At 67.4% G+C, this 15,529-nt stretch carries 12 protein-coding genes and 1 pseudogene; 7 read left to right on the forward strand and 6 right to left on the reverse strand.

Annotated elements, in window-relative coordinates:
* Nucleotides 1-5: 5 nt before the first annotated feature.
* Both CCK87_RS01300 and CCK87_RS01305 read left to right on the forward strand, forming a co-directional pair.
* Nucleotides 6-1,043 (forward strand): methionine ABC transporter ATP-binding protein, encoded by a 1,038-nt coding sequence (locus tag CCK87_RS01300; protein ID WP_170927103.1) that lies wholly within the window; start codon nucleotides 6-8, stop codon nucleotides 1,041-1,043.
* Nucleotides 1,036-1,695, forward strand: coding sequence for a methionine ABC transporter permease (locus tag CCK87_RS01305; RefSeq protein WP_085482752.1), 660 nt, complete (start codon nucleotides 1,036-1,038; stop codon nucleotides 1,693-1,695). Before CCK87_RS01300 ends, CCK87_RS01305 begins: the two co-directional genes overlap by 8 nt.
* Nucleotides 1,696-1,798: 103 nt before the next feature.
* On the opposite strand, the gene CCK87_RS01310 is transcribed toward CCK87_RS01305, so the two are convergent.
* Nucleotides 1,799-3,895, reverse strand: a complete 2,097-nt coding sequence (locus CCK87_RS01310; RefSeq protein ID WP_086459715.1) for an FAD/NAD(P)-binding protein — start codon at nucleotides 3,893-3,895, stop codon at nucleotides 1,799-1,801.
* Nucleotides 3,896-4,059: 164 nt separating this feature from the next.
* Here CCK87_RS01310 and CCK87_RS01315 point away from each other — a divergent pair, with 164 nt between their 5' ends.
* From CCK87_RS01315 to CCK87_RS01330, 5 genes and pseudogenes are all read left to right on the forward strand, one after another.
* Nucleotides 4,060-5,220: an LLM class flavin-dependent oxidoreductase gene (locus CCK87_RS01315; protein WP_086459716.1), complete on the forward strand. Its 1,161-nt coding sequence runs from the start codon at nucleotides 4,060-4,062 to the stop codon at nucleotides 5,218-5,220.
* 52 nt (nucleotides 5,221-5,272) lie between these two features.
* Nucleotides 5,273-5,641 (forward strand): annotated as a pseudogene (locus CCK87_RS18485) (GNAT family N-acetyltransferase); the annotation flags it as partial.
* Nucleotides 5,642-5,872: 231 nt separating this feature from the next.
* The gene (locus CCK87_RS18490; RefSeq protein ID WP_249273715.1) at nucleotides 5,873-6,835 is read left to right on the forward strand and encodes an amino acid ABC transporter permease; all 963 of its coding nucleotides are present in this window, start codon (nucleotides 5,873-5,875) and stop codon (nucleotides 6,833-6,835) included.
* The gene (locus tag CCK87_RS01325; protein WP_086459718.1) at nucleotides 6,832-7,665 is read left to right on the forward strand and encodes an amino acid ABC transporter ATP-binding protein; all 834 of its coding nucleotides are present in this window, start codon (nucleotides 6,832-6,834) and stop codon (nucleotides 7,663-7,665) included. The genes CCK87_RS18490 and CCK87_RS01325 overlap by 4 nt, the downstream gene beginning before the upstream one ends.
* Nucleotides 7,666-7,738: 73 nt before the next feature.
* Nucleotides 7,739-8,767 carry an ABC transporter substrate-binding protein gene (locus CCK87_RS01330; protein ID WP_086459719.1) on the forward strand — a complete coding sequence of 343 codons (1,029 nt, stop codon included), beginning with the start codon at nucleotides 7,739-7,741 and terminating at the stop codon, nucleotides 8,765-8,767.
* Nucleotides 8,768-8,859: 92 nt separating this feature from the next.
* On the opposite strand, the gene CCK87_RS01335 is transcribed toward CCK87_RS01330, so the two are convergent.
* From CCK87_RS01335 to CCK87_RS01355, 5 genes are all read right to left on the reverse strand, one after another.
* A complete protein-coding gene (locus tag CCK87_RS01335; RefSeq protein WP_086459720.1) occupies nucleotides 8,860-9,924 on the reverse strand; it encodes a GNAT family N-acetyltransferase in 1,065 nt (354 codons plus the stop codon).
* Between the two features lie 93 nt (nucleotides 9,925-10,017).
* The gene (locus CCK87_RS01340; protein WP_086460314.1) at nucleotides 10,018-11,643 is read right to left on the reverse strand and encodes an ABC transporter substrate-binding protein; all 1,626 of its coding nucleotides are present in this window, start codon (nucleotides 11,641-11,643) and stop codon (nucleotides 10,018-10,020) included.
* Nucleotides 11,644-11,688: 45 nt separating this feature from the next.
* Nucleotides 11,689-13,455, reverse strand: a complete 1,767-nt coding sequence (locus CCK87_RS01345) for an ABC transporter ATP-binding protein (RefSeq protein WP_086459721.1) — start codon at nucleotides 13,453-13,455, stop codon at nucleotides 11,689-11,691.
* Nucleotides 13,452-14,414, reverse strand: a complete 963-nt coding sequence (locus CCK87_RS01350; RefSeq protein ID WP_086459722.1) for an ABC transporter permease — start codon at nucleotides 14,412-14,414, stop codon at nucleotides 13,452-13,454. Before CCK87_RS01350 ends, CCK87_RS01345 begins: the two co-directional genes overlap by 4 nt.
* Complete coding sequence (locus CCK87_RS01355; RefSeq protein ID WP_086459723.1) at nucleotides 14,411-15,400, reverse strand: ABC transporter permease; 990 nt, start codon at nucleotides 15,398-15,400, stop codon at nucleotides 14,411-14,413. Before CCK87_RS01355 ends, CCK87_RS01350 begins: the two co-directional genes overlap by 4 nt.
* Nucleotides 15,401-15,529 lie beyond the last annotated feature (129 nt).

Raw genomic sequence — 15,529 nt, forward strand, 5'->3', positions numbered from 1 at the left:
GCTCGATGCCTCTCATCAGTCTGCGCGACGTCACCAAGTCGTATCCGCCGTCCCGGCGCGGCGGTGACGTCGTGCACGCCGTGGAGGGCCTCGACCTCGACATCGAGGCGGGCGACATCTACGGCATCATCGGCTATTCCGGAGCGGGCAAGAGCACGCTCGTGCGGCTCATCAACGCTCTGGAACACGCGACCAGCGGCAGCATCCTGGTCGACGGCGACGAGGTGACTCGCATGAAAGAGAGCGAACTGCGCCGCCTACGCCTGGGCATCGGCATGATCTTCCAGCAGTTCAACCTCTTCAACTCCAAGACCGTCGCCGGCAACGTCGCGTACCCCCTCGAGGTGGCGAAGACCCCGCGCGCAGACATCGCCCCGCGCGTGGCTGAACTGCTCGACTTCGTCGGCCTCTCCGACAAGGCGCGCAACTACCCCGAGCAGCTGTCGGGCGGGCAGAAGCAGCGAGTCGGCATCGCCCGCGCCCTGGCGACGAGCCCCCGCATCCTGCTCGCCGACGAGGCGACCAGCGCGCTCGACCCCGAGACCACGCACGAGGTGCTCGAGCTGCTGAAGCGCGTGAACACCGAGTTCGGCGTCACGATCGTGGTCATCACCCACGAGATGGATGTCATTCAGACGCTGGCGACGAAGGTCGCGGTCATGGATGGCGGGCGCATCGTGGAACAGGGCGACGTGTTCGACGTCTTCTCGAAGCCGACGGAGGCGTCGTCGCAGCGGTTCGTCTCGACTGTCGTGCGCGGAGTGCCCTCCGATGCCGAACTCGTCGCGTTGCGGCAGCGGCATCCGGGTCGCATCGTGACCCTGTCGTTCCGCGACGGCAACACGTCTCAGGGGGCTGTCTTCTCCAATCTGGCCCAGGCCGGCGTCGCGTTCGAGCTGATCTACGGCGGCATCAACGACATCCGGGGCCGTGTCTTCGGTCATCTCACCCTCGCGCTGACGGGCCACGACGACGCGGTGGATCGCGCGCTCGTCACGATCGCGAACAAGGTAGACGTCACGGAGGCTCCGAGGGATGAATGACTTGATACCCCTTCTGCCCAAGCTCTGGCAGGCGAGCTACGAGACGCTCTACATCGTGGGCCTCAGTCTGATCTTCGGAGGCCTCGGCGGACTCATCCTCGGCCTCGGTCTGTACACCACCCGGTCGAACAGCCTCTTCTCGAACCGACCCGTCTTCGGCGTGCTCAATGTGCTCGTCAACGTGTTCCGGCCGATTCCGTTCATCATCTTCCTCGCGGCGGCTCAGCCCCTCGCGCGCTTCGTCACGGGCACCGGAATCGGCAACACGGCGATCATCTTCACCCTGTCGCTGGCGGCGGCGTTCGGCATCAGCCGAATCGTCGAGCAGAACCTGCTCACCGTGCAGCCCGGAGTGATCGAGGCCGCGAGGTCGGTCGGAGCGAGTCGCAGCCGCATCATGCTGACACTGCTGATTCCCGAAGCGCTCGGCCCGCTGATTCTCGGGTACACGTTCATCGTGGTGGCGCTCGTCGACATGTCGGCGGTGGCCGGCTACGTCGGAGGGGGCGGCCTCGGCACGTTCGCGATCCAGTACGGGTACCGGCAGTTCCATCCCGTGGTCACGTGGGCCGCTGTGCTCGTGATCATCGTGATCGTGCAGCTGGTGCAGTTCCTGGGCAACTACCTCGCTCGCAAGGCGCTTCGCCGCTGATTCGGGAAAGGCGCGAGTTGCCAGTTCGGGTCACCCGAACTGGCAACATGCGGCCTCCGTCGCGCGGAAAGTGGCAATTCGCGAGAGGTCAACGCGGGGCGAGCTACTCGATCAGCGCCGGGTACGTAGCCCGCGAGGAACGAAAGGGCGTATCGAGACCGCGCTCCTCCGCCAGCTCCGTGAGGCGGTTCAGGATGGCGCGAGCGACCTTGTCGTTCTCTCGGAACGAGATCGCGTTCGTGCGCGGGCGCGAGAACGCCCCTACGAACGGAGAGTTCGTGTACGGTCCGATCGCATACTGGCGCGAGGAGTGCTCGCCGCCCGCGCCGAGAATCCTGGTGTCGAGCTGCCGCACCGACAGCCTCCCCGTGCTGGCCGAGAAGGCCCCGTCGGTGACGACCTCCTCGAGTCCGGCGCCGCTCGTGACCAGCGACCTCAGCAACTCGTTGTCGCTGCGCGAGATCGCGGTCGCGGGCAGCCGCGCATCCACCAGGGCGCTCGCGGTGACGGTGACCGGCGTCGTCGCGCTGCCGGCGCGGAAGATTCCCTCCTCCTCGTCGGCTTCGACCCAGATGCCGGCCCCGAGGAACTGCACGATGCCGGCCTCCGAGAGAGCGACGAGCTCCTCGAGTCGGTGGGCGGGAGGCCCGCTCGCGATGAAACTGAAGTACCCGAGCCACCACCCGTGAATGTCGCGCACCCGTGATCGGGCGGTCCATTTGGGTGAGTCGATGATGTCGGAGAGGGTGAACAGGCTGGTGAGTAGGGCGACGAAGAGTCCGAGCGTCGCGCTGTGCTCGGGGCGTGTGCGCAGGGCGAGATCGGTGCGGATGTAGTCGCGCACGAGCTCTTGCAACTCGCCCGGGTCCGCGACTAGAGCGCCACCCAGAGGCCGATCGAGCTCGGGCAGAAACAGCCTGTCATCGGGGTAGGCCACGCTGCCCTCCACGAGGTCGACGAAGGCCCGCGCGTCGCGCGCGACGAGGTCATCGTCTCCAGCGAGCTCGTCTGGCGTCGGAACGGCGTGGCCGCGAGGCGCGCTGTCGTCGAAGTCGGTGTGCGGCGACGCGAGCAGCAGCGCGCGCGGATCGAGCCGATCGAAGGCGTAGGCGAACGCGTCCCAGCTGGACTCGACGCGGTCGGGATGCCCCGTGAACAACTCGCGGTAGTAGCCCCAGAGCATGTCCTTCGCAATAAGCGGCCACACGTCGACGCTGAGGTCGAGTGACGGCCGAGTCTCTTCGAGCGAGCGCGCGATCGCCGGGGTGAAGTACCGTGCCTCGGGCTTCTCGCCCGCGAGTGTCGATGAGATCTTCGAGTGATAGGGGACTCCGCGGCGCGATCCGACGTACAACCGGGGCTCGAGGCCGGATGCGGTGTACCGCAACACCCCGTCGTCGCCCCTGTCGAAGCGCCCGCCCCGGCCCTCCGTGAGCAGCACCGTGAGGTCGACCGCCGCCAGGCCCATGCCCCGCACGATGACCCGTTGGCCGGGCACGATCGGCCGGGTGTCGGCATCCGCCGTGAATGCCGGTGGCAGGTAGAACAGCTCGCGGCGGCGCGCGAAATCGATGAGGTCGGCGTGCTCGGGCTCGGCCTCCGCGCCGGTGTGACCGAGCGAGTACAGCACGACGTCGGCCGCGATCGAGACGCCGTCGTCGAGCAGGATGCGCTGGGTCGGCCCGTCGTCGACGGTCTCGACCGCGGATGCCCGGTGCACGACCACCGTGACGGTCTCGGGAAGGAGGCCCACGGCATCCGCGAAGAACCAGCTGAGGTAGAGGCTCTGCAGGCGTCTCGTCGGAAAGCTGGCGGGCGCGAGGTTCTCGATCTCCTGGCGCAGGCGAGCATCGACCCGGGGGATCGCGATCTCGCCAGCGCTCACGAGTCGAGCCCACTCGATGAGCGACGGTCCGGGGCGCACGGGGCCGTCGATGGTCGAGGACTCGTCGGTGAACATCGTCACGTCGGCCGCCATCGAGTTGAGCTTCAGCAGGGGCGACTGGTCGAAGCGCCAGATGCGCCCGGGGCCCGCCGGATGGGGGTCGATCACGTGGATGCGGATGCGTGCGTCGGATCGCCACAGCTCGGGCAGATTCGCCGCAATCCGTTCGAGAACGCCGGCTCCGCGGGGGCCGCCGCCGATGAGGGCGATCCGGAACTCGGGCGGGTCGATGAGGGAGGTGGGCGCGTGCGACATGACACAACCGTCGACGTTTCGTCCATCGAAATCGAGGTTTGTGACCCCCTGTGACGACGTGACGAATTGTGAACGAATCTGCTTGGCCCGCTTGCACGGCCCGACCTAACGTCTCACCAACGCGACACGGCCCGTGTCGAGACGCAAGACGTAAGGAGGCAGATATGCCCATCGAATTCCTCGGCATCGCCGGGCTCAACGACGGCGGCGAGACCCAGGCCCGCTCGGGTGCGAGTTTCGACAAGGACTACACGCTGCGGTTCGCACGAGCCCACGAAGACAACGGCTGGGATCGGATCCTCTTCGCCTACCACTCGGGCTCGCCCGACCCGGCGACAGCTGCGGCCTTCATCGCGTCGAAGCTCGACCACCTCAAGATCCTGCTCGCGCACCGGCCGAACGTGTCGTACCCCACCTATGCCGCGAAGGTCTTCGCGACCCTCGACCAGATCAGCGACGGGCGCCTCAACGTGCACGTCATCACGGGTGGTTCGACGGCAGACCAGGCGGCGGAGGGCGACTTCCTCACCAAGGACGAGCGCTACGCCCGCACCGGCGAATACATCCAGATCGTGAAGAAGGCGTGGACCAGCCGCGAGCCGTTCAGCTTCGACGGTGCGCACTACCGCTTCGAGAACTTCGTCAGCGACATCTGGCCCGCGCAGCAGCCTCGTCCGCAGATCTCGTTCGGCGGATCGAGCGAGGCGGCGTACCGGATCGGTGCTGCCGACGCCGACATCTACGCGTTGTGGGGCGAGCCGCTGGCGAACACCGCCGAGCAGATCGAGCGCATCACTGTGGAGGCGCACGCTGCGGGACGCGCAGAGCGCCCCCGCATCCAGGTCGCCTTCCGCCCGATCCTCGGCGCCACTGAGGAGCTGGCGTGGAAGAAGGCCGAGGAGATCCTCGGAAAGATCGAGGCGCGGCAGGCGCAGGCAGCTCCCTCGTCGTTCGTGGGAGACCTGAAGAACCCCGAGAACGCCGGCTCGCAGAGGCTGCTGTCGATCGCGAGCCAGGGCGACCGCTTCGACCGGGCTCTGTGGACGAGGCCGGCCGCGGCATCCGGCGGGCGGGGCAACTCGAACGCCCTCGTCGGCACGCCGGAGACGGTGGCTGCCGCCCTGCTCGACTACATCGATCTGGGAGTCGACATCATCTCGGCGCGCGGCTACGACTTCGTGAACGACACCATCGACTTCGGCCGTTACGTCATTCCGCTCGTGCGCGACGAGGTCGCGAAACGCGACGCGGCCGCCGCAGCCGCGTCATCGACGGCGCCGCAGTCAGCATCGACCCGGGCGGAGGCATCCCGTGACGCTGCTTGATCAGACGCCCAGAGGAACCGACAGGTTCGTGTACGTCTCGGCCGACGACCCGGTGGCCCAACCGCTGCTGCGGGAACTCGAGCAGGAGTACGACGCGCGCTACGGAGAGTTCTTCGGAGAGAAGGCATCCGCCGAGATCCGCCGCTATCCCGCGTCGGCGTTCTCTACCGAGGAGGGCGGCGCGTTCGTGCTGCTCCTGCGCGATGGCGTCGCCATAGCCGGAGGAGCATATAAGAGATTCGACGAGCACACGGCCGAGCTGAAGCGCATCTGGACCTCGTCGACTCATCGGCGGCAGGGGCTCGCCCGACGCGTCGTGAAGGAGCTCGAAGACGAGGCCGTGCGCCGCGGATACACGCGGGCATATCTCACGACCGGACCGCGTCAGCCCGAGGCGAAGCACCTGTACTTCCAGACCGGCTACACGCCCCTGTTCGACACCGCACTCGATCCCGAAGAGGTCGTCGTGCACGGGTTCGCCAAGAGCCTGGATGACGCGCCCCTCGACGTGGCCGGCATCACGACGGCGCATGACGCCAGTCTCGGTCTGCGCCGGTCGAGTAGCGGTCGCGAGGAACGAGCACCGCGTATCGAGACCACATCCGATGGTCTCGATACGGCCGCGGGCGGCCTACTCGACCAGCGCAGCAGTGTGAAAGTGGTGCCCACGCGGCACTGGTGGCGGTGGGTGCTCAGCGCGCTTGTCGCCTTCGTGGTGCTGCAGTTCGCGTGGTCACTCGTCACGAACAAGCAATACGAGTGGAACGTCTTCGCCGAGTACTTCTTCTCGCAGTCGGTGCTGAACAGCCTCGGTGTGACCCTCGGCCTCACGGTCGTGTCCGTCATCGGCGGGTTCGTCCTGGGGGCGGTGCTGGCGAACTTCCGGCTCTCGAAGTCTCCGCTGTTGAGCGGGGCGGCCTACGTCTACATCTGGTTCTTCCGCTCGGTGCCGCTGCTGGTTCAGATCCTCGTCTGGTACAACCTCGGCTACCTCTACCCGACATTGGGCCTCGGAACCCCGTTCACGACCGACTTCTGGCTGGTTGAGTTCTCGACCACCACGCTGATCACGGCATTCGCCGCGGCCACCATCGGGCTCACCCTGCACCAGGCCGCCTATTTCGCGGAGATCATTCGCGGCGGCATCCTGTCTGTCGATCAGGGCCAGCTCGAGGCGTCCGCCGCCCTGGGCCTGCCGCGCCGGGTGCGCTTCTTCCGCATCATCCTGCCGCAGGCCGCCCGCGCCATCCTGCCCAACTTCTTCAACGAGGTCATCGGCCTCGTGAAGGGCACCTCCGTGGTCTTCGTCGTGGCGCTGCCCGAGCTCTTCTACACCGTGCAGGTGATCTACAACCGCAACCAGCGGGTCATCCCGATGCTGCTGGTGGCCGTGGTCTGGTACGCGATCATCACCACGGTGCTCTCGATCATCCAGTTCTATGTCGAGCGGCACTACGCCCGCGGAGCGCATCGCGAGCTTCCGCCGACGCCCGTGCAGCGTGCGACGGCCTGGGTGAAGCAGCAGTGGGCACGTCTCGGCGACGAGACAGGCGACGACCCCCTTGCAGCAGAGAAGAACCGACGACACGACACCGTTCTGGGAAGTGGATCATGAGCACACCGACATTCATCCGTTCGTTCGACGAGCAGGCGATTCCCCTCCCAGTGAAGCCGGTCCGTGCCACCGTCGGCCTGGTCGAGATCTCCGACGTCTCGAAGAGCTACGGCGCCGTGCGGGTGCTGCGCGACGTGTCGCTGACGGTGCAGCCCGGCGAGGTCATCGCCCTGATCGGTCCGTCGGGATCGGGCAAATCCACGCTGCTGCGCACCATCAACCACCTCGAGACGGTCGACGCCGGATCGGTCACGGTCGACGGGCAGTACATCGGCTACGAGCTCCGCTCCGGCAGACTGCACGAGCTTCCGGAGAAGAACGTCCTCGAGCGTCGCACGCAGATCGGCATCGTCTTCCAGAACTTCAATCTCTTCCCGCACCTGACCGCTCTCGAGAACGTCGTCGAGGCGCCCGTCGCCCTGAAGCGAGCGAGCAAGGCAGAGGCCCGTGAGCAGGCGAAGGCTCTGCTCGCCAGGGTGGGGCTCGCAGACAAAGAGCACCACTACCCGCGGCAGCTCTCGGGCGGTCAGCAGCAGCGCGTGGCGATCGCGAGAGCGCTCGCGCTGAACCCGAAGGTGCTGCTGTTCGACGAGCCGACCAGCGCGCTCGACCCCGAGCTCGTCGGAGAGGTGCTCGACGTCATCCGGGAGCTCTCGAAGAGCGGCACCACGCTCATCATCGTGACGCACGAGATCGGGTTCGCTCGCGAGGTCGCCGACCGCGTGGTCTTCCTGGAGCAGGGCGAGATCCTCGAGGAGGGACCCCCCAGCCAGGTCCTGTCGAAGCCGCGCCATGCGCGCACGAAGGACTTCCTCCGCAAGGTGCTCTGAGCGCGACCGTCGCCCAGAACCACCGCGCCATTCCCACCGCACCACAACAGCATCCAAGAGAGGCACCACCATCATGGCAATCAACAAGAAGCAGATCGGGGCGATCGTCGGCGCAGTCGTCGTCGTCGCCCTGGCCGGAGGCGGAATCGCGCTCGCGGCCAACGCGAACGGCACGAGCTCCGCCGACGGCGCGCCCGCGGGCTCGACCGAGCAGCAGGTCGCGGCGGCCACCTCGTTCGACCTCACGACCAAGAACGCGGCCGACCGGCCCAGCATCGACCCCGTCGCCGACGCGGTCGCATCCCTCAAGGCCAGCGGGTTCCAGCCGATCGAAGCCGGCAAGCTCACCGTCGCCCAGACCGTGAAGAGCGGCGCCCCGCCTCTCGTCTTCGCGGCATCCGATGACAACACGACGCCCCTCGGGAGCGAGGCCGACTTCGCGGCTCTCGTCGCAGACGGCCTGGGTCTCGAGTACAACCCGGTCTCGGTCGACTGGGCGGACTGGCCGCTCGGCATTCAGTCGGGCAAGTACGACATCATCCTCAACAACGTGACCGTCACCGAAGAGCGCAAAGAGCTCTACGACTTCGCCAGCTACCGCGTCGATCTGCTCGGCTTCTACGTGAAGGCCGACAGTGACATCGCCTCGATCAAGGGCGCCGACGACATCTCGGGGCTGACGATCATCGTGGGATCGGGAACCAACCAGGAGAAGATCCTGCTCTCCTGGAATGAGGAGCTCGCCGCGGCAGGCAAGAAGCCGGCCGAGCTCGTCTACTACGACGACAACGCCGCGGCGAACCTCGCCATCCAGTCGGGGCGAGCCGACGCGTACTTCTACCCGAACGCGAGCGGCGCCTACGCCGCCGCCTCGACTGGCGACACCAAACAGGTGGGCACCGTGAGTGGCGGATGGCCGCAGACGGCCGACATCGCTGCGGCGACGAAGAAGGGCAACGGCCTCATCGACGCCGTGGGAATCGTGATCAACGCCACGATCGCGGGTGGCCAGTACCAGGAGGTGCTCGACCGCTGGGGACTCGACAGCGAATCGATCCCGACGAGCGAGATCAACCCTCCGGGGCTGCCGAAGACCGACTAGCTCGTTCGGTGTTTGTGCCCGAATACCTCCATTCCGCGTCCGTACCGCGGAACGAATGGAGGTGTTCGGGCACAGTCGGTTCGGTAACAGCTCTACAGCTCGAGCCCATACGCGTAGATGTCGACGAACTTGCCCGGCTCCACCTCGACGCGCTCCTCGCGCTCAGGCAGGCGCACGAAGCCGAGCCGCGTGTACAACCGCTGGGCGGCGAGCATGATGCTGCCCGTGTTCAACACGACGCGCTTCAGGCTCCGGATGCGGGCCAGGCCGACCACGTGCGACACGAGCGCTTCTCCGATTCCGCGCCCCCGAGCATCCGGGGCCACGGCCAGCAGCCTGAAGTCGAGCTCGTCGCCGAGCGCGACCGGCGAGATGCGCGCACCAGGCCGCGGAGTCCAGACGGTGCCGAGAATGTCGCCGGACGCCGTATCCTCGGCGACCCACACCTCGTCCGACTTGGCGCGTCCGTGCACGTCGGCGAGAGACAGCACGTAGCTCTCGGACAGGTCGTAGTCGTTCGTGTAGGCGTCGACCGTGAGACGGGCGACAGCCTCGAGCTCGTGGGCCCGCACGAGCCGGATGCGCACGGGTGCGACGTTCTCGAGCGGGTAGCGGTAGACCTGGGGAGTGCCGATTCCGGTCTCGGTACCGAGTTCGCGAGCGACGACCCGCTCGAAGCCGGCGCGGAGGTAGTTGCGCTGCGCCGTGTGGTTGAGCGGACCCGTGTCGAGCACGAGGGCAGGCGCGCCCCAGCTCGCGGCGAGCTCGATGGATGCCTGCACGAGCGCCTGCGCGACGCCGCGACCCCGGGCGGCCGGGTCGACGGCAACGAGGCGCAGCTCGGCTTCGCCGTCGCGCGCCTGCCGCGAGATCGGGTTCTCGGTGCGGGTGACCGTCGCGGTGCCGAGGAGTTTCTCCGTGCCCCCGTCGACTGCGACGAGCAGTCCGCCGTCGGTGGCGCGGGCGCCGGCATCGCGCTCGAGCGTCGCCCGCTCGGCGCTGCGTGGCAGGTGAGCGTAGGGGCCGGTGGCGAAGCCGAGCTCGGTGAGCTCGCCCACGGCGTCGTACTCGTCGGGTCGCGCGAGGCGAACCGTGAAAGCGGGGGCCGCGGCCGGGTCAGACGCGGTGTCGGAGGGGGAGTCGATCGGTTCGAGCATAGATCGAGCGTACGCGGCGCCCGTATCCAGGAAAAACCGGCCGCATCGGCGCTGTTCGCGCTCGACGGGCCGGTTCTTCCTGCAGAGAAGCGACTACTGTGCGCCCTTCGCCGCGTCGACCAGAGAGTCGAGGCGCGAGTCGGCCCCGAGCTCCACTCCCGTGACCGAGTTTTGCGTTCCGATCACGCTCGTCAACTCGTGAACCGGAATCTGGTAGTACTGGCTCGCGATACGCTTCTGGGCCTCGGCGAGCACAGCACTTCGTGCATCCGGGTCTCCCGTGGCAAGCTGCTTCTGCAGCAGAGCCTCGAGCGTCGGGTCGTCGAGGTGGAAGTAGTTGCTCGACGCGGTGGAGAACGTCGTGCGGAGGACATCACCGTCGGCGCGCGAAAGATTCTGCCACGAGATGTCGAAGGCGCCCGACTTCTGCAGTTCGAGGAACTTGGGCACGTCTCCGCCCTCCAGCGTCAGCTCGACACCGACGTCTTTGTATTGCTGCTGCAGCACCTCGAGCGAGGTCTGGTTGGGTCCGAAATTCGAGATCCACGCGACCACGAGCGAGAGGCGCTCACCGCCTTTCTCGCGGATGCCGTCGGAGCCCTTCTTCCAGCCCGCGGCATCGAGCAGCGAGGCGGCCTTCGTGGCATCGAAGGTGAAATTCGCACTCTCGTCGCTATACGACGGGGTGGTCTCGGTGAGGATGCTCGTGCCGACGTTGAACAGGTCGTTGAGCGAGGTGTCGCGGATCTCGGTGGCATCGGTGGCGTACGAGAGGGCCTCGCGCACGGCGATGTCGGCGACGAGCGGTCGTGCGACGTTGAAGTACACCCCGAAGCTCACCCCGGGGTTGCCTCGCGACACGATCGGAAGACCGCTGGCAGTGAGGGTGTCGACGTCGATGGGCTGCACGCCGCCGATCACGTCGACCTGATCCGAGGTGAGCGATCCGGTGCGCACGCTGGCCTCGGGAACGACCTGGAAGGTGACGCTGTCGAGGTGGGCTGCGCCCTGGTTCTCGCGTGATGCGGGACTCCAGGCGTAGTCGTCGCGTTTCGCGAGCACGGTCGAGGTGTCTTTCGTGTAGCTGTCGAGGGTGAACGGGCCGGTGCCGACGACCGATGCTCCGGTGGCGCGGTCGGCGAACGGCACGGCGAGGGTCGAGGGTGCCACGATGCCGAGTGCGACGGACGACACGGAGTTCGGGAAGGCCGCGTTGGGCGTCGAGAAGTCGACTTCGACCGTGTGCTCGTCGATGACCTTCGTCTCGCTGTAGCCGACGAACAGCGTGACCGCCTGGCTGAGTGCCCCGGCGGCGATGATGTCGTCGAAGGTGGCTTTCACGTCGTTTGCTGTGAGTGGCGTGCCGTCGGAGAAGGTCACGTCGTCGCGCAGTACGAACGTGGATGCTGTGGCGTCGTCGTTGGCCGTGTAACTCTGGGCGAGCCACGGTTCCAGCTCGCCCGTCTGGGGGTTCTGATAGAGCAGGGAGTCGACGAGCTGCCGGGTCACATAGAGTGTGTCGTTGCCCGATCCGATGCCCGCCGGATTGAGCGAGATGGGGTCGTTGGCTATGGCGAAGGTGAGGTCGCCGCCGTCGACCGGCGCTGCGGTCGTGGCCTTCGTGGAGGCCGGAGCGCCGGCGCAGGCGCTGAGAGAGAGCGCGACGACGAGTGCCGCCCCGAGCGCCGCGTTTCGGCGGCCGTAATTTCTGTAAGACATCATGAACTCCTTGTCGGTGGTGCGATTGCAGGTGCGAACTGTGGGTCAGCGGCCGATCACGGGTGCGCCCGAGGCGTGGGCCCCGGGGATCGCGTCGAGCAGCGCACGGGTGTACGGATGGGCGGACGCGCTGAAGACCTGCTCGACGTCGCCGGTCTCGACCAGCTCGCCCAACCGCATGACGCCGACGCGATGCGCGATCTGCCGAACCACAGCGAGGTCGTGCGAGATGAAGAGGTAGCTGAGGCCCAGCGACGATTGCAAGCTCGACAGCAGACCGAGGATCTGCGCCTGGATCGACACGTCGAGTGCCGAGACCGGTTCGTCGAGCACGAGCAGGTCGGGATTCAACGCCAGGGCTCGGGCGATGGCGACGCGTTGGCGCTGACCGCCCGAGAGCTCCGAGGCCCTGCGGCCGAGTGCTGTGCGAGGCAGCGCCACGACATCCACCAGTTCGGCGGCCCGCCGTCGTCGGTCGGCTCGCGAGCCGAGGCCGAAAGCCACGAGAGGGTCAGCCACTATCTGCTCGACGGTCAGGCGCGGGTTGAGCGAGGCGTAGGGGTTCTGGTGCACCAATTGGATGCGTCGGCGCAGCCCCCGTAGCTCGGCACCCGATGCTCGGGTGATGTCGCGTCCGTCGAGTTCGATGGTGCCGCTCGTGGCCTCTGCGAGTCGTAGTACGAGTCGCGCCGTCGTGGACTTGCCCGAGCCGGACTCGCCGACGAGCGCGAAGGTCTGGCCTCGCGGAATGTCGAAGCTCACGTCGTCGACGGCGCGCTGAGTGCCTCCACCGGATGCGCGAGGCAGCGCGAAATCCTTGACGAGGTTGCGCGCTGAGAGCACGGCGGGGGCCAGTGTCGCATCCGCGGCCCCGGGCAAGCGCGAGCGTGCCACGAACGGCTCGCCGGCGCGTCCGCCGAAGACGCGTGCCGCGACATCCGGATCGAGAACCTCGAGCACCCGCTCGACCTGACCTGCCGCATTGAGGCTGGGCGCTGCCGCGATCAGTGCGCGGGTGTAGGCGTGTGTGGGGGAGCCGAGCACCTCGGCGGGCGTGCCCTGCTCGACGATCTCGCCCTGGTTCATCACCACGATTCGGTCGGCCCGGTCTGCGGCGACTCCGAGGTCGTGGGTGATGAGCAGCACGCTGGTTCCGGTCTCGGCGGCCAGCAGGTCGATGTGATCGAGGATCTGCCGCTGCACGGTGACATCGAGGGCGCTTGTCGGCTCGTCCGCGATGATCAACTCGGGGCTCGCGATGATCGCGATCGCGATGAGCACTCGCTGCCGCATTCCGCCCGACAGTTCGTGCGGGTACTGCTGAGCCCGCAGCTCCGGCTCCGGAAGCCCCGCCTTCTCGAGCGCATCCACCGCTCTGTATGCGGCCGACTTACGGTCGGCGAGGCCGTGCACGATGAGGGTCTCGGCGACTTGCGCGCCGATCTTCTTGACCGGGTTGAGCGACACGATGGGGTCCTGCGGTACGAGCCCGATGCGCGCCCCGCGCACTCGGCGCAGCTGTGCCCGGCTGGCGGTGGCGAGGTCGATGCCGTCGAACAGGATGCTGTCCGCATGCGTCTCGGCGGCATTCGGCAGCAGGTGCACGATCGCGTGCGCAGTGGTGGACTTGCCCGATCCGGATTCGCCGACGATCGCCACCTTCTCGCCGCGGCCGATGGTGAGCGAGACGTCGCGCACGGCGTCGATGTGTCCGTCGTTCGTGCGATAGCGCACGGCGAGGTGCCGGATGTCGAGCAGCGGCTCGGCAGCGCGTGCGGCGGTCGCGGGGGTGTGGGCCAGGTCGATGCTCATCGGCTTCGCCGTCCTTCGTTGTCGAGTGCTCGGGAGAGTCGGTTGGCGCTGAGCACGGTCAGGGCGATCACGGCGCCGGGGAGAGCGGTGAGCCACCAGGCCGTGGCCATGAAGTCGCGGCCCGTCGACACGAGCGATCCCCACTCGGGAGCAGGGGGCTGCGCGCCGTAGCCGAGGAAGCTCAGCGCCGACACCGCGAGGATCGCGGTGCCGAATTCGAGAGCCGCGAGCACCAGCACCGGGCCGATCGAGTTCGGCAGCACGTGCCTGAACAGCACGCGCGACCACCGGTTTCCCGAGGCGAAGGCGGCTTCGACGAACACACCGCTGCGCACCCGGATGACCTCGCTGCGCATGATGCGGGCCACGGCGGCGACGCTCGAGAGGCCGACGGCGATCGCCACGTTGATCGTGCCGAAGCCCAACGCCGTGATGAGCGCGAGCGAGAGCAGCAGACTCGGAATCGCGAGCAGGACATCGGCGATGCGCATGATTACGTCGTCGACCCACGAGCCGATGAACCCGGCGAGCAGTCCGAGAAGAGATCCCACGACGAGGCCGATGGCCACCGCGATGACCGCCGCTTGCAGGGTCAGCGCGCTTCCGTGCACGACCCGCGTGAAGAGGTCTCGGCCCACCTGATCCGTGCCGAACCAGTGCGCGGCGCTCGGTGGCTGCATCTTGTCGGCGGGCACCCCATCGAGCGGATCCTGTCCGCTGAAGAGCGCGGGGGCGAACGCCGAGAGCAGGATCAGCGCAATCCACAGCGCGGCGAGCAGGGCTCCCGGATGGCGGGTCGCGATGCGGCGGAGCCGACGCAGCCCGCCCCTGGCAGAGCGCGACGGGTTCGCCCGGTTGCGCGAAGCATCCGCGAATCTGTCCGACGCGGTCGAGGCGAACGTCTCGTCTTCGTCGGAACGGGGCGGGCGCTCTGCTACGAGGGCTGCTGTTTCGGTCATGGGCGTGCTCCGGTCAATTCGGTTTTGGGAGTGATTCCTCGAGGCGTGAGGGGGCTACGCCCCACTCGGATGCGCGGGTCGAGCAGCGGATAGATGAGATCGACCAGCAGGTTGGCCAGCACAAAGACCACCGCCGCGAACACCACCACGCCCTGAACGACCGGGATGTCCTGGGCACCGACGGCGCTCGCGGTCACCCGCCCGATGCCGGGGCGCGAGAAGACGGTCTCCGTGACGACCGTTCCGGCGAGCAGCTGGCCGATAAGCAGGCCGGCCATCGTGAGGGCGGGCAATGCCGCATTGCGCAGCGCGTGGGCGAAGTGAATGCGAACCCTGCCCGCCCCCTTTGCCCATGCGGTGTCGATATACGGTTCGCGCAGGGTGGTGACGAGGCTCTTCGACAGCAGCTGAGCGATGGTGGCTCCCGTCGGAAGCGCGAGCGTTAGGGCCGGCAAGACGATCGATGTCGGCCCCTTATCTCCCATCGCCGGAAAGATCGGAATGGCGAACGAGAACCACTGCAGGAGCAGGAGCGCAAACCAGAACGCGGGGATCGCGACGCCCAGCGGGGGAAGTGCGAGTAGGAACTGTCCGAGTGCTCGGTGCCGCGTGTACGTGGCCGCGATCGCGAGTCCAGCGCCGAAGACGAGGGCGAGCGCGAGTCCGGTGGCAGCGATCTGTGCTGTCGGGCCGATCGCCTCTCCGATGATGTCGGTCACGGGACGCCCACTCGAGATCGAGGTTCCGAGATCGCCGCGCAGCAGGTGCAGCAGCTGATCGAAATACTGCACGATCAACGGTCGGTCGAGTCCGTACTGCGCCCTGATGGCATCCAGCTGTTCAGGGCTCACATCGGTGGCATCGGGGCCGGCGAGCAGGCTCGCCGGATCGCCCGGCAAGGCGTAGAGCACCAGGAACGAGACCGTGTAGGCGGCCCAGAGAACGCCGACGGCCTGCAGGAGGCGAAATGCGATGTAGCGGGTCATGCCCACACTCTGCGGCCGAGAGAGCGCTGTGAATATCCGGCCTGTAACGCCGCTCAACACGGTGACACATGTCGACACGTGGAGCCCGCGGCTTGCAATGCGCGCGCGGGCGAACTAGCGTCGCGCAGA

It is taken from the genome of Agreia sp. VKM Ac-1783 (assembly GCF_900177765.1).
Taxonomy (GTDB): domain Bacteria; phylum Actinomycetota; class Actinomycetes; order Actinomycetales; family Microbacteriaceae; genus Agreia.